A 12,964-nucleotide genomic window follows, 5' to 3' on the forward strand; every position below is an offset into this window, starting at 1 on the left:
CAAAACTCGTCGGATAGTCGCCGTCAATACCGTTGGGGATGTTGCCTCGGCAAGCCACGCGTCAGCGACTCCCGCGAGGCGCAGCGTTGCCGCGCCCACCGCCGGACGGATTCCCGGTCGTACTCGGCCAGTTTCCACCGGAAGTGCCACTGCCCGACCGGCCGCCGCTCTGAGTCGATTTGGCCCCACTGGAGGAGCCCTTCGATGCACTGCCCGAGTTGCTGCGCGCACCACCTTGGCTACCGCCTGTCCCTTTGCTCATCGCCACCTCCATTGCACGTTTAGGGCGCTAGTAGCCGCTTCCGATGAGTCGGATTGCGCATCAGAAGCGAGACCAGCACACCACGATACTCCTAGGGCGTAGCTACCGCGAATCTTTGAATAGCCTCGCGGGGCAGGAGCGGCAAATGGCCATCTTCGTACGAAGACATCTGCACGCTTCTGCACCAGGTGAACACTCGTTCAAGGCCGCGCCATCCAGCGTTACATGCTGGCGCGCTGCCGGGGAATTATGCTGACTGAAGGGCGGCGATGATTCGCTTGCCGAGTTGCTGAGTGTTCGCCTCGGTCCCGCTTTCATGTAGTGTCGAGATGTCTAGCTTTTGCGCCAGTTTTTGAAGCACGGGCCTCGCTGGGGACACGGGTCGACCATCCCGCTCGAGTTCAATGGCGCCGCTCCCCAGCCGTCTGACTACGTATCCGTCATACACTGCTTCCTCCTCTTCTCCTCCTGCAGAAGACGCAGGTTCCCAGGAAACCTCTCCGGGATTCCGCAAAAGCTGCCTGATTTTCTCAGCGGCCTCGAGTGTGCGGTCGGCCCAAGCCCGAGACAAAACATAGGTCGTCCCGTCGATGAAGAACATCTCGTCGGGTCCGAAGAAATATCGAAGCTTCTTTTCTGGAAACAATGCTTGGAACGCGGCTTCATCCGCGTGGCCCGGTGTTGATATGAAGAGGTCGCGCTTTCGCCAGGTGATTGCTTCACAGATTTGATCAGGTGAACGCCCTTGCTTGATGGCCTCGCGCACTAGCGCAAGTATCAGTCGGCGCTTTGGAAGATTGGGATAAAACGCGTCTCCGATGGTCAAATCGTATCGGGTCGTGTCCCGGTTCGTGACCCGCACGCTGTCTTGTTCAATAGACTTTTCGCGCAGAGCAACCGTGTATTGAGCAGTCTGCGGAAGCGGTATGACTTGTTGGATGTCCAGCAAGACGCGAGAGTCAACGGCATGGGGGCGCATCTGGACACACCGGATGTCCAGATTGCCCTGTTTGTTCAGCCAGAGGACAGCGGTCGTCAGTTCGGAGGAGAAGTTGGCCGACGCCAGCACGATACGCACCTTATCCGTGAATACGACTGGACCTTCATCCACTTCCAGGAATTCGCGAATCGCTTGCTCGGGGTCTTCGCTGGAGTCGTTGTCAGTCAGGTACTTTCGGTGAGCAGCCACTGCTTGATCGAAGCGCATCGTCGAGATCATCGCGGCGTACCGCAAGGCCTGAAGATCCATATGGGCGCCGTCGTCACGCTTCAGCTCAACCACGACCAGATTTGCGTTTTCGTCCACGCACAACAAATCGATTCGGCGATTTGCGCCAGCCCAATCACCAAATTCTTCAGCGAGGACTTTGGTCCGAACACCAGGAGTGATGGCCTCGATATGTGCTCGGACGGCGCGTTGAATATCGGCTCTTTCGTATAACCCCAAGTTTCCGAAGGTGTTTAAAGGAATAGGTTTCAAGCCATCGCCAGCGATTTCAAACAATGCCATACGTGTTCCTGTCTTCTAATATGGTACGCAATAGATTATCTATGTTTTGAATACCAAGAGCATGGAAATTGGCGATTTTGGTTAAGAAATCGCAATGACGGGAAACAACGTGGTGTACAAGGCGGGAATGTCCCCGATAAAACACCGGGTACGAGCTTGATGCGACCGTTGGGCCATCACCCGCTGTGGTGACGTTCTCGAGCAAAAGATCGTTCTCGGGGAAATGACGGAAGGGCAAGCGGTTCGACTGCGCGAGCGGCTGGCCGCGCTCGATGGCGTACTGCGCACGAAGGTGGAGCATCATTTCGTGCGGGGTGGGTCGGCGACGGGCAACTGAATGTCACTGCCCCCGCCCGTCGCGCTGCTGCTCGCGTGTCGGGGATTGTTGTAGTCTGGGCAATACGATAGTGTGGCGCACCGGCCTGCCGCCGAACTGACAATGAACCTATGATGGGTCGCGCAGGCGATCGGTGAATACGAACGGTTGGAGCGTTACCGATCGTTTGATCCTGCCGATCTCATCGTCGACCGATTCGCCAGAAAATCAGGAGTGTGTCGTGTTTCACCGGAGATCCATGTTGGGCCGTCGGAATGTCGCGTGCGTCGTCGCCGTGGCGATCATGCTGGTCCCGGTCGCGGCGAGTGCAGCGGCCGACCATGTCAACGAAACGGCGAGCGTCGCGCCTGCCGTTTCGGCCAACACGTCGCTTACGCGGCCGATCGTCGGCGACGATCCGGTTGCGATTCGGGAAGCACTGGAGAAGCTGCACGTCAAAAGCGCGTCCCCGTCCCTGAGCGATCGCGTCCGCGGCCTGATCCCCGGCGTGGCCGACAAGCACGGCCAGAACGCCGACCTGGCCGCGGTCAACCTGGATCGTGAGGTCACCTTCTTGGTGCCGGTTTCGTACGGGCTGCGATATCAGTCGCAGAAGCATCTGTTGAAGGTGAACGTCGACCTGGTCGACGCCGACGGCGAAGGCCGGACCGGCATCCTGCTCAGAAAGGTCATTACCGGGCCGCGAGGGCAAGGGCTCGTGATCGCACCCGAGGCGAAGGCAAAAGGCTATATCCAGCAGATCGACATCATCGAGCTCGATCCCGGAAAAGGCGGGAAGTCCACCGTGCGCGGCAGCGTGAGGCTGTCACCCGCTGCGTACGCGCAAGCGCAGGGCGGATTCGTGTTGGCTCTTTCCGGGCGCCTGGTCCGGCCGTACCTGACCGAACATATCGAGCACGCCGAGCCGAACAACGACGAGCCGACCGACATCACGACGAGAACTTCGAGGTTGTACCTCGATGTCGAATCCATTTCGCTCGTGAGCCGGGCGAGTGGTGCGGTGTTGTTGAAGAAGCTGAGTCTGTCGAAATAGCGGGTTGCGTGTGCGAGGCTTTGGTCGGTAACGGGGCGCCGCAACGGAACGTTTCGAGCGTGCGGGGTTGAGCGTGCGCACGCTGCAGCGGCGCTTTTCCAGCGATGTGGGCGTGACGCCGGAGCGGGTGATCTGTCGATACCGATTGCATGAGGCCATCGGCCCACACCGGTCAGGCCCTGGATTTTCTGTACTTTTTGTGGAAAGTGCGGCACCGCGAGGCCCTTGTCACATAAGGCGATGCGGGATGTACGTGTCGTGCATACAGCCTGTTTTTCTGTACAGCGACGTGCTAGTTCAACCGTTCGAACGTTCCGTCTAGCGCGGACGGGGACCCCCGGTGAGCTTTCCGAAGTTTCTCAGTGGCCAAGCGGCCAGAACACCTCTTGGAATCATCGTAAGCTATTGATTTATAAAGATTGGCCGTTTATTTTGCAAAAAACAGATATCTACGGCTAATGCTCAACTACCTGCCCCTCTCGGACAATGCTGCTCGTCAGGCTATCGACTCGTCTACCGTGTTCGAGGAGTTCTGTCTGACGAAATCCGAGGCTGTGAAATATGCCGGAGGTATGTACTGGGAGACTCAGGGCCCTTAGGCCCCGGATAGGTCCACCCTCACTCCACCGTCACCGACTTCGCCAGATTCCTCGGCTTATCAATATCCGTCCCTCGCGCGAGCGCGGCGTGATACGCAAGCAATTGCATCGGCACCGTATGCAGAATCGGCGACAGCGGCCCGTAGTATTCGTTGAGCCGAATCACCTCGATCCCTTCACTCGGCACGAGTCCACAGTCCACATCCGCGAACACAAAGAGCCGTCCATTCCGCGCACTGACCTCATGCATGTTCGAGCGTAGCTTCTCAAGCAGCATGTCGTTCGGCGCGACCGCAATCACCGGCATTTCGTTACTCACCAACGCCAACGGCCCATGCTTAAGCTCCCCCGCCGGATAAGCCTCCGCATGAATATACGAAATCTCCTTCATCTTCAGCGCGCCTTCCAGCGCGATCGGATAATGCATCCCCCGCCCGAGAAACAGCATGTTGTCGCGTCGTGCGAGCAGCTCCGACCAGGCCATGATTTGCGGTTCGAGCGCGAGCACTTTCGACAGCGCATCCGGCAGATGTCTTAGCGCACGCAGATGCTCCTTCTCCTCGTCGTCGCTCAACCGCCCACGCACCTGCGCAAGCGACAACGTCAGCAGAAACAACGCAACGAGCTGCGTCGTAAAAGCCTTCGTCGAAGCCACGCCGATTTCAACGCCTGCACGCGTGACAAACTGCAGCGCACATTCCCGCATCAACGCGCTCGTGGCGACATTGCAGATCGCGAGCGTATGCATCATCCCGCTGCGCTTCGCGACATGCACCGCCCCGAGCACATCAGCCGTCTCACCACTCTGCGACACCGCGACAACGAGCGTTCGCGGATTCGGCACACTATCGCGATACCGAAACTCGCTGGCAATTTCCACGCTGGCCGGCAGCTTCGCGATGCTCTCGATCCAGTACTTCGCCGTGAGCGCCGCGTGATAACTACCGCCACACGCGAGCAACAACACCGAATCGACGTCGTTGAAAACCCGCCAAGCACCATCACCAAACAACTCCGGCATGATCGAAGACACATCGAGCAACGTATCGGCCACCGCCTGCGGTTGCTCGAAAATCTCCTTCTGCATGTAGTAGCGATACGACCCGAGATCGGCCGCCCCGCTATGCGCGGCGACTCGCTGCACCGCGCGCTCGACACGCTGGCCGGCCGCATCGACGATCCAGTAGCGATGCAACTGGATATCGGCAACGTCACCGTTCTCGAGGTAAGCGATGCGATCGGTAATCCCCGACAGCGCAATCGCATCCGACGCCAGAAAATTCTCGCCTTCGCCGACGCCAACCACGAGCGGCATGCCATCACGCGCGCCGACGATCCGGTGCGGCTCGTCGCGGCACATCACCGCGATTGCATAACTGCCGCGCAGTCGCGCAACAGCACGCCGCACCGCATCGAACAGGTCGCCGTCGTACAGATGATCGATCAAGTGCGCGATCGCTTCGCTGTCGGTCTGGCTCGCGAACACGTAGCCGTGCGCCTGCAGTTCCGCACGCAGTTGATCGCAGTTCTCGATGATCCCGTTGTGCGACAGCGCGATGCGCGCATTGGCGTCGCTCGGCGAGAAGTGCGGATGCGCATTGAGCGTGACGGGCGCGCCGTGCGTAGCCCAGCGCGTATGCGCGATGCCGGTGTAACCCGACAGCGCATGCTCGGCGATCTCGCGCTGCAGGTTGGCCACACGATCGACGCTGCGGGCGCGCGCCAGCGCCCGGTCGCGGTACACCACGACGCCGCACGAATCGTAGCCGCGGTATTCGAGCCGCTTCAGGCCGTCGACCAGGTTCGGCAGGATGTCCCGCTGGGCGACCGCCCCGACAATTCCACACATATCGCGCTCCGTAAATGTCCTGTCTGGATCAGTGAGAGCGATGGTAGGGCCAGCCAAATGGAATTAAATTTCAAAATACAATAGCAAATGAAATGAATGGCAGATCGTCTATCATGTTGAAATTAAATTTCACGCCCTGACCGGAAGGAGCCGCCGATGGCCGGCATCACCCTCGACGATCTCGACCTGCGCATCCTCGCGATCCTGCAGGACGACGCGTCGGTGTCGAACCTGCAACTGGCCGAGCGGGCGCTGTCGTCGCCGCCCACCTGCATGCGCCGCGTGCGCCGGCTGACGGAAGCCGGCGTGATTCGTCGGCAGGTCGCGGTGCTCGACCCGGTGGCGATCGGCACGGCCGTCACCGCGCTGATCGAGATCAGCCTCGACCGGCAGACGGCCGAAGACTACGACGCGTTCGAAGCGTACGTATGCGCGGAGCCGGCCGTCACGCAGTGCTATCGCGTGTCGCCGGGGCCGGATTTCGTGGTGGTGGCCGATCTGGCCGACGTCGCCGAATACGACGAATTCGCGCGACGGCTGTTCACCGGCGCATCGAACGTCCGCAACGTGCGGACGTTCTTCTCGACGCATCGCGCGAAGTTCGAAGCGAACGCTCGGGTCACGCACGCGATGCGCAAGCGCGCGTGAGGTGATCGCGCGATCATCCGCGATGCGTTCACGAATGCCTGCGCGATGTCATCACGTCATCACGCAGCAGCATCATCCGCGCCCACCAGTTGCAGCGGCTTGCCATACCCAAAGCAATGCGCTGGTTCCGGAAACACACGCTGCCGCACGTCATGCGCGTACTGACGCATCGCATCGCGCATCACCGCATTCGCATCGGCATAGCGCTTCACGAAGCGCGGCGTGTACGCATCGAATGCGCCGATCATGTCCTCGGTCACGAGCACCTGTCCGTCGCATGCGGGCGATGCGCCGATGCCGATCGTCGGGATCGTCAGCGTGTCGGTGATATGGCGCGCGAGCGCTTCTGCCGTCCCTTCGATGACGACACAGAACGCGCCGGCCCGTTCCGCCGAACACGCGGCATCGAACACCTGCGCGGCCGAGCGCGGGTCCATCCCCTGCGCGCGGAAGCCGCCCGTCGCGTTGGCTTGCTGCGGCATGAGGCCGACGTGCGCCATCACCGGGATACCGCGTTCGGTCAGGAAGCGGATCGTGTCGCCCATCTCGCTGCCGCCTTCGAGCTTCACGCCCTGCGCGCCGGTTTCGGCGAGCAGGCGCGCGGCGGAGCGATACGCCTGCGCGGGCGATTCCTGGTACGTCGAGAACGGCAGGTCGACGACGACACATGCCTGCGCGGCGCCGCGCACGACGGCCGCACCGTGTGCAATCATCATGTCGAGCGTGACGCGCAGCGTATCGGGCATCCCGTACAGCACCATGCCGACGGAGTCGCCGACGATGATCACGTCGGCCACCTCGTCGACGAGCTTCGCCATCGGCGCGGAATACGCGGTCAGCGACACGAGGCGGCCGATGCCCTTGGTCGAACGGATCGCGGTGACGGTCTTGCGGGTGGTGCGGGTATGAGCGCTCATGAACGGAAGCCGTGTGAAAGAAGAGCCGCCACGGTAGCATCGCGCTCGTTCGTGCAATGACCTTGGGAGGACGTCTTATGGTGCTGGCGGGACAATCGGGTGACCCTTACGCGGTGCCGCGGATGGCGTGCCTGCCGAGGCCGCTGTATGTGCGTGCGTTCGGGATTCCCGGCAACGTGAGCATCGACGCGCACAGTCATCCGTGGGCACAGTTGATGTATGCGACGAGCGGCGTGCTCGAGGTATCGACGCCGTCGGGCCGGCACCTGCTGCCGCCGCACTATGCGATGTGGATTCCGCCGCACGTGCCGCATGCGGTGTCGACGCGCGATTGCGTCGCGTTCCACAGCCTGTATCTCGACGCGGCGATCGCGCGTGACGACGTGCACGACGATTGCGCGATCCTCTGCATGACGCCGCTGCTGCGCGAGCTGGTGCTCGCCACGGCGGAATTGCCGGTGAACTACGACGAGACGGGGCCGGACGGTGCGCTCGTCTGCCTGATCGCGGACCGGATCGCACGCATGCGGCAGGCGCCGCTGACGGTGCCGCTGCCGCGCGATCCGCGTCTGCTGAAAATCGCGCGTGCGTTGCATGCGGATCCGGGCGATACGCGCAATCTCGACGAATGGGGGCATCAGGTCGGCGCGACGCGACGCACGCTGTCGCGCCTCTTCCGGCAGGACACGGGGCTGTCGTTTACCGAATGGCGGCAGGCGGTGCGGCTGCTGGCGGCGCTGCCGCTGCTCGATGCGGGCGAGCCGATCGGCACGGTGGCCGCGCAACTGGGCTACGACTCGACGTCGTCGTTCATCGCGCTGTTCCAGGCGAAATTCCAGCTGACGCCCGGCGCGTATGCGAAGCGTGAAGCGCGCCGGCCCGCGCTGAACGCGTGACGCGGCCGCACACGTCCTCTCAGAACGCGAGCGCCTGCTGCACCAGATGGTGGGCGCCGCGCTCGAACCCCGCGCCTTCGAGCGACAGCAGCGCGCGCTTGCGATCGATGCCGCCCGCATAACCGGTCAGGCTGCCCGACGCGCCAACCACGCGATGGCACGGCACCATGATCGACACCGGGTTCCGGCCGACCGCACCGCCCACGGCGCGCGCGCCGCTCATCGGCAACCCGACGCGCTCGGTGATGTCGCCGTACGTCACGAGTTCGCCGAACGGAATCGCGAGCAGTTCCTTCCATACCCGTCGTTGAAACGCGGTGCCTCGCAGGTGAATCGGCACGGAGAATGTCTCGCGCATGCCGGTGAAGTACTCGGCGACTTCTTCCGCGACCTTGCGCGCAAGCGGCGACATCGCGAGCGCGTCTGCCTCGTTCACGATCGCAACCGGCGGGAAGTATTTCTGGCCGACGAAGTAGAGGCCCGTCAGCGCATCGTCCTCGATGCGCACGGCGATGTCGCCCAGCGGGCTCGGAATCAGGTGAGCGGGAGTCATCGCGACACATCTCCATGAAGGCGCCACACGTGCAGTGCGGCATACGCGCGCCACGGCGCCCAGCGCGCCGCATGCGGCGCGGATGATGGCACACGGGTGCGTTCGGTGCGCGCGGGCAGCCACGCATCGTCGGCCGGGAACGCATTCGGCCAGGCCATCGCGCGCATCGCGACGTACTGCACCGCGTGCTCGTCGAAGCCGGGCAGCGCGCGCAATGCGTCAAGCGTCATGTCGAGCGGCGCCATCGGTTCGAGCGAGAGCGTGCCGTCGTCGACGGCGCGGGCGAGCGACACGATCGCCCGTGCGGGTTCGCGCGCGATGCCGATCGTTTCAAGCGCGGAAGGCGGCAGGGCGGCCAGCGTCGCGGCGGAGGGCAGCGCGTGCATGAGGCCCGGCGGCGCGCCTTCGATCGATGTGCCGAAACGTTCGGCGAGGCGCGCCAGCACCGGCGCGCCCGCAGGCGTCGCCGCAAGCCGTTCGCCTGCAATCGCACGGATCGCGATCTCGATGCCGTCGAACGCACCGGGGACACGCAGGCCCGGCGAGCCGCTCGCGAGTTCGCCGAGATGCGCGTCGATCACGTCGGGGCGGCTGTCGAGATCGAACAGCCGCCGCACGCGCGCGAGCACGGCCGGTACGACCGGCGTCAGCGAGGGCGACACGGTGACGGCCAGCGCGAAGCGCTGCGGCACATGCGCGACGGACAGCCAGCCGGCAATACGCCCGCTACCGCCGTTGACGTTCGGGTTCGGCAATTCAACGACACGCGCATACCCCTGCGCATCGATCCGCTCGGCACCGTCGATCTGCCGCTGCGCGAGAAAGCGCATCAGGTCGTCCCACGCGAACGGCGGGCGATACGGCAGCGGGAACGTCATGTCGCCATCGGCCGATGCGCGGGCCCCTTTGCGCAGCCGGAGCGGATTGAGGCCGTAACGCTGCAGGAACAGGTCGTTGAAGCGCCGCACGCTGCCGAACCCGGCCGTGGACGCCACGACGGCCACCGGCAGCGCGGTATCGGTCAGCAACCGCTTGGCCATCAGCAACCTGTGCGTCTGCGCGAACTCAACCGGCGACACACCGAACTGCGCGCCGAAGATCCGGCGCAGGTGGCGTTCGGTCACGCCGACACGCCGTGCGAGCGCATCGACGGAATGCGCGTTCAGGAAACCGTCCTCGATCAGCGTGGCGGCCGCGTCGGCGAGCGTGCCGGACAGGTCGAGCAGCCCGTGGCCGGGCGCGAGCTCGGGGCGGCAGCGCATGCAGGGTCGAAAGCCGGCTTTCTCGGCGGCTGCGGCGCTCGGGTAGTAGCTGCAGTTCTGCGCTTTCGGCGGCTTCACCGGGCAGACGGGGCGGCAATACACGCCCGTCGTCGCGACGCCGACGAAGAACCAGCCGTCGAAGCGGCGGTTCCGCGAAAGCAGGGCGTCGTAGCAGGTATCGGGATCGAGGCGCATGAGACGACTGTAAACCATCCCGCCCGCCGATTCTGGCTGGAATCGGACATGTGTCTCGGTGGCCGCCCTCGCGCACGCCGGTCAGGAAAATCGGGGAAAAACGGTTAATGCCATGTAGTGAAACAGTCGTCTCTTTTGCGGTTGACTAATTTGAGATGACTCATCGAAATCCCCGACTGACAGGGCATGGGCGCACGTCCTATTCTTTGAAAAACGTTTTCCAGATTGATCGACGGAATCGGCCGTGCGCGACAGGCGCGCCGCCGTCCGCCCCGGCGCCGGTCGCCGGTCAACGAACATCGTGCGGCGCGACGGGCGCGACCGCGCATCGGAGACATTCATGCAATCTGCCGTCGTCGGTGCCGTGCGCGCTGCCGCCAGCCGCTACCGCTGGACCGTCTGTGCGCTGCTGTTTTTCGCGACCGTCATCAACTACATGGATCGGCAGATCCTCGGCCTGCTCGCGCCGATGCTCCAGCACGACATCGGCTGGAGCCAGGTGCAGTACGGCCGCATCGTGATGGCGTTTTCCGCGTTCTATGCGCTGGGCCTGCTCGGCTTCGGGCGCATCGTCGACCGGCTCGGCACGCGCATTTCGTACGCGCTGGCGATGCTGGTGTGGAGCATCGCCGCGATGCTGCACGCGGCGGTCGGCTCGGTGATGGGCTTCGCGTTCGTGCGCGCGCTGCTCGGGATCGGCGAGGGCGGCAACTTCCCGGCCGCGATCAAGACGACGGCCGAATGGTTCCCGCGCCGCGAACGCGCGCTCGCCACCGGCATCTTCAACTCGGGCGCGAACATCGGCGCGGTGTTCGCACCGGCGATCATCCCGGCGATCGCGGTGGCCTACGGCTGGCGCGCGGCGTTCGTGATCGTCGGCGCGATCGGCATCGTGTGGCTCGCGGTGTGGCTCGTGCTCTATCGCCAGGCCGATACGCGCGCGCTCGCCGCCGAATACGACGAGCCGCGCGACGAAGCGGAAGCGCTCGACGCGGCGAATGCGAATGCCGGCGCGCCGCGCTGGGGCGAACTGATCCGCAAGCGCGAGACGTGGGCGTTCCTGATCGGCAAGTTCCTGACCGACCCGGTGTGGTGGTTCTACCTGTTCTGGCTGCCGAAGTGGCTCAACGAATCGCGCGGGATGGACATGCAGCACATCGGCCTGCCGCTCGTCTGCATCTATGCGCTGACGACGGTCGGCAGCATCGGCGGCGGCTGGCTGTCGTCGATGCTGCTGCGCGCGGGCTGGAGCGTGAACGGCGCGCGCAAGACGGCGATGCTGATCTGCGCATGCTGCGTGCTGCCGATCGCGTTCGTGTCGCAGGTGCAGAGCCTGTGGGCCGCGGTGCTGATCGTCGGCCTCGCCGCCGCCGCGCATCAGGGCTGGTCGGCGAACCTGTTCACGACGGCGTCCGACCTGTTCCCGCGCCGCGCGGTGGCATCGGTGGTCGGCATCGGCGGGATGGCCGGTTCGATCGGCGGCGTGCTGTTCTCGGAAGTGATCGGCCAGGTGCTGCAGCGCACGGGCCACTACTGGGTGCTGTTCGCGATCGGCGCGTCGGCCTACCTGATCGCGTTGGGCGTGATGCACATGCTCACGCCGAAGATGAAGCCTGCGCAGCTCGACGCATGAGTGCGTGACCGCGTGACCGCGTGACCGCAAACGAACGCGCCGCCCTTGGGCGGCGCGTTTTCTTTTGCAGGCGCGAAACAGGAAACTCAGCCGACCGCGGCCGTCGACGCGCGCATGATCAGCCGCGGCTCGAACGTCGAATAGCTCGCATCGGTGCGGCCCGCGAGCGCGTCGATCAGCTTCTGCATCGCGAGCTCGCCCATGTTCTCGCTCTGGATGTCGACGGTGGTCAGCGCGGGCGCCGCGTATTCGCCGTACGGCACGTTGTCGATGCCGGCGACCGACACGTCCTGCGGCAACCGGAAGCCAAGCGACGTGGCCTCCTTCATGAAGCCGAGCGCGATCAGGTCGTTGTAGCAGATCACGGCCTGCGGGCGCTGCGGCCCGAGCATCACGCGTGAACACGCACGCTCGCCGGCCTCGGCAGTCGGCGCATGCGCATCGTGCACGTCGAGCGTGAGCCCGGCTTCCGCGAGACAGTCGCGCGCGCCCTGGATCCGTTCGTCGTTCACGCGTGCGGTGCCGAAGCCGAGATACGCGATGCGCGTATGGCCGAGATTGAGCAGGTGGCGCGCGAGCATGTAGGTTGACAGCCGGTTGTCGATGCCGACGCTCGGAATCGGCAGACCGGGGCTGCGACGCAGCAGTACGAGCGGCTTGTTGAGATCGAGCATCCAGCCGGCTTCGTTATCCGGCATCCGCGTGCTGACGATCAGCCCGTCGACGCGCTGCGCGAGCGCCTCGATCAGCGAGCGTTCGCGTGCCTGGCTCTCCTCGGTATCGACGAGCAGCAGCGTGTAGTCGTGCTGCAGCGCGACGCGGTTCGCGCCTTTCACCACGTTCGTGAAGTGCGGGTTGCTGATGTCGAGGATCACGAGGCCGATCGTGCGCGTGCGGCCGGTGATCATCGAGCGCGCGAGCGGGTTCGAACGGTAGCCGAGCCGCTCGATCGCCTCCTTGAGCCGGGCCTCGACGGTCGGCGAGAAGCGCTGCGTGCCGTTCACGTACTTCGATACCGTCGCGACCGACACGCCGGCTTCCGCCGCTACGTCGCGGATCGTCGGGGAAACTTTTTTCATTCGAAGGGTAACGTTTTCGTTCCGTAAGGCCGGATTGTGGCAGAAAAAGGGCGCGCGCGGCCACGCGCCGATATCGGGAAAGTGCGGATGGCTGCGAGCGGGTTCGACCATTGACGTTCGGCGGTGCGCCCGCGTATAGTTGGAAAACGTTTTCCGATTCTGGTCAAATACCAGCTCGGCGCCCAGGTCAG

11 protein-coding genes are annotated in these 12,964 nt (G+C 63.9%); 4 read left to right on the forward strand and 7 right to left on the reverse strand.

The annotated features are described in order from the left end of the window. Window positions 1–509: 509 nt before the first annotated feature. Both CFB39_RS19690 and CFB39_RS39515 read right to left on the reverse strand, forming a co-directional pair. Complete coding sequence (locus CFB39_RS19690) at window positions 510–1,772, reverse strand: hypothetical protein (RefSeq protein ID WP_089474102.1); 1,263 nt, start codon at window positions 1,770–1,772, stop codon at window positions 510–512. Beyond that, window positions 1,759–2,076: a hypothetical protein gene (locus tag CFB39_RS39515; protein ID WP_144030284.1), complete on the reverse strand. Its 318-nt coding sequence runs from the start codon at window positions 2,074–2,076 to the stop codon at window positions 1,759–1,761. The genes CFB39_RS19690 and CFB39_RS39515 overlap by 14 nt, the downstream gene beginning before the upstream one ends. 253 nt (window positions 2,077–2,329) lie before the next feature. Here CFB39_RS39515 and CFB39_RS19695 point away from each other — a divergent pair, with 253 nt between their 5' ends. Then, the gene (locus CFB39_RS19695; RefSeq protein ID WP_089474103.1) at window positions 2,330–3,142 is read left to right on the forward strand and encodes a hypothetical protein; all 813 of its coding nucleotides are present in this window, start codon (window positions 2,330–2,332) and stop codon (window positions 3,140–3,142) included. 618 nt (window positions 3,143–3,760) lie between these two features. On the opposite strand, the gene glmS is transcribed toward CFB39_RS19695, so the two are convergent. Beyond that, window positions 3,761–5,590, reverse strand: coding sequence for a glutamine--fructose-6-phosphate transaminase (isomerizing) (gene glmS, locus CFB39_RS19705; RefSeq protein WP_089474105.1), 1,830 nt, complete (start codon window positions 5,588–5,590; stop codon window positions 3,761–3,763). A gap of 156 nt (window positions 5,591–5,746) precedes the next feature. Here glmS and CFB39_RS19710 point away from each other — a divergent pair, with 156 nt between their 5' ends. Beyond that, window positions 5,747–6,238, forward strand: a complete 492-nt coding sequence (locus CFB39_RS19710; protein ID WP_021160045.1) for an Lrp/AsnC family transcriptional regulator — start codon at window positions 5,747–5,749, stop codon at window positions 6,236–6,238. A gap of 59 nt (window positions 6,239–6,297) precedes the next feature. Here the strand turns inward: CFB39_RS19710 and panB are convergent, their stop codons facing one another. After that, window positions 6,298–7,155: a 3-methyl-2-oxobutanoate hydroxymethyltransferase gene (gene panB, locus CFB39_RS19715; protein WP_089474106.1), complete on the reverse strand. Its 858-nt coding sequence runs from the start codon at window positions 7,153–7,155 to the stop codon at window positions 6,298–6,300. A gap of 77 nt (window positions 7,156–7,232) precedes the next feature. Here panB and CFB39_RS19720 point away from each other — a divergent pair, with 77 nt between their 5' ends. Continuing rightward, window positions 7,233–8,051: a helix-turn-helix domain-containing protein gene (locus tag CFB39_RS19720; RefSeq protein WP_089474107.1), complete on the forward strand. Its 819-nt coding sequence runs from the start codon at window positions 7,233–7,235 to the stop codon at window positions 8,049–8,051. Window positions 8,052–8,070: 19 nt separating this feature from the next. Here CFB39_RS19720 and CFB39_RS19725 read toward each other — a convergent pair whose 3' ends face one another. Together CFB39_RS19725 and CFB39_RS19730 are read right to left on the reverse strand one after the other, a co-directional pair. Further along, window positions 8,071–8,604 carry a methylated-DNA--[protein]-cysteine S-methyltransferase gene (locus CFB39_RS19725; protein ID WP_089474108.1) on the reverse strand — a complete coding sequence of 178 codons (534 nt, stop codon included), beginning with the start codon at window positions 8,602–8,604 and terminating at the stop codon, window positions 8,071–8,073. Then, window positions 8,601–10,079 (reverse strand): bifunctional transcriptional activator/DNA repair enzyme AdaA, encoded by a 1,479-nt coding sequence (locus tag CFB39_RS19730; RefSeq protein ID WP_089474109.1) that lies wholly within the window; start codon window positions 10,077–10,079, stop codon window positions 8,601–8,603. The genes CFB39_RS19725 and CFB39_RS19730 overlap by 4 nt, the downstream gene beginning before the upstream one ends. Before the next feature lie 322 nt (window positions 10,080–10,401). Here CFB39_RS19730 and CFB39_RS19735 point away from each other — a divergent pair, with 322 nt between their 5' ends. After that, window positions 10,402–11,694, forward strand: a complete 1,293-nt coding sequence (locus CFB39_RS19735) for an MFS transporter (RefSeq protein ID WP_069252842.1) — start codon at window positions 10,402–10,404, stop codon at window positions 11,692–11,694. A gap of 86 nt (window positions 11,695–11,780) precedes the next feature. Here the strand turns inward: CFB39_RS19735 and CFB39_RS19740 are convergent, their stop codons facing one another. Next, window positions 11,781–12,884, reverse strand: coding sequence for a LacI family DNA-binding transcriptional regulator (locus CFB39_RS19740; protein ID WP_089474110.1), 1,104 nt, complete (start codon window positions 12,882–12,884; stop codon window positions 11,781–11,783). Window positions 12,885–12,964: the final 80 nt, after the last annotated feature.

Source organism: Burkholderia sp. AU6039 (assembly GCF_002223365.1).
In the GTDB taxonomy this organism is placed as follows: Bacteria; Pseudomonadota; Gammaproteobacteria; order Burkholderiales; family Burkholderiaceae; genus Burkholderia.

Coding starts and splice junctions, on each gene's coding strand:
- CFB39_RS19690 (WP_089474102.1), bottom strand. CDS start 1,772: ATGGCATTGTTTGAAATCGCTGGCGATGGCTTGAAACCTATTCCTTTA.
- CFB39_RS39515 (WP_144030284.1), bottom strand. CDS start 2,076: ATGATGCTCCACCTTCGTGCGCAGTACGCCATCGAGCGCGGCCAGCCG.
- glmS (WP_089474105.1), bottom strand. CDS start 5,590: ATGTGTGGAATTGTCGGGGCGGTCGCCCAGCGGGACATCCTGCCGAAC.
- CFB39_RS19710 (WP_021160045.1), top strand. CDS start 5,747: ATGGCCGGCATCACCCTCGACGATCTCGACCTGCGCATCCTCGCGATC.
- panB (WP_089474106.1), bottom strand. CDS start 7,155: ATGAGCGCTCATACCCGCACCACCCGCAAGACCGTCACCGCGATCCGT.
- CFB39_RS19720 (WP_089474107.1), top strand. CDS start 7,233: ATGGTGCTGGCGGGACAATCGGGTGACCCTTACGCGGTGCCGCGGATG.
- CFB39_RS19725 (WP_089474108.1), bottom strand. CDS start 8,604: ATGACTCCCGCTCACCTGATTCCGAGCCCGCTGGGCGACATCGCCGTG.
- CFB39_RS19730 (WP_089474109.1), bottom strand. CDS start 10,079: ATGGTTTACAGTCGTCTCATGCGCCTCGATCCCGATACCTGCTACGAC.
- CFB39_RS19735 (WP_069252842.1), top strand. CDS start 10,402: ATGCAATCTGCCGTCGTCGGTGCCGTGCGCGCTGCCGCCAGCCGCTAC.
- CFB39_RS19740 (WP_089474110.1), bottom strand. CDS start 12,884: ATGGTCGAACCCGCTCGCAGCCATCCGCACTTTCCCGATATCGGCGCG.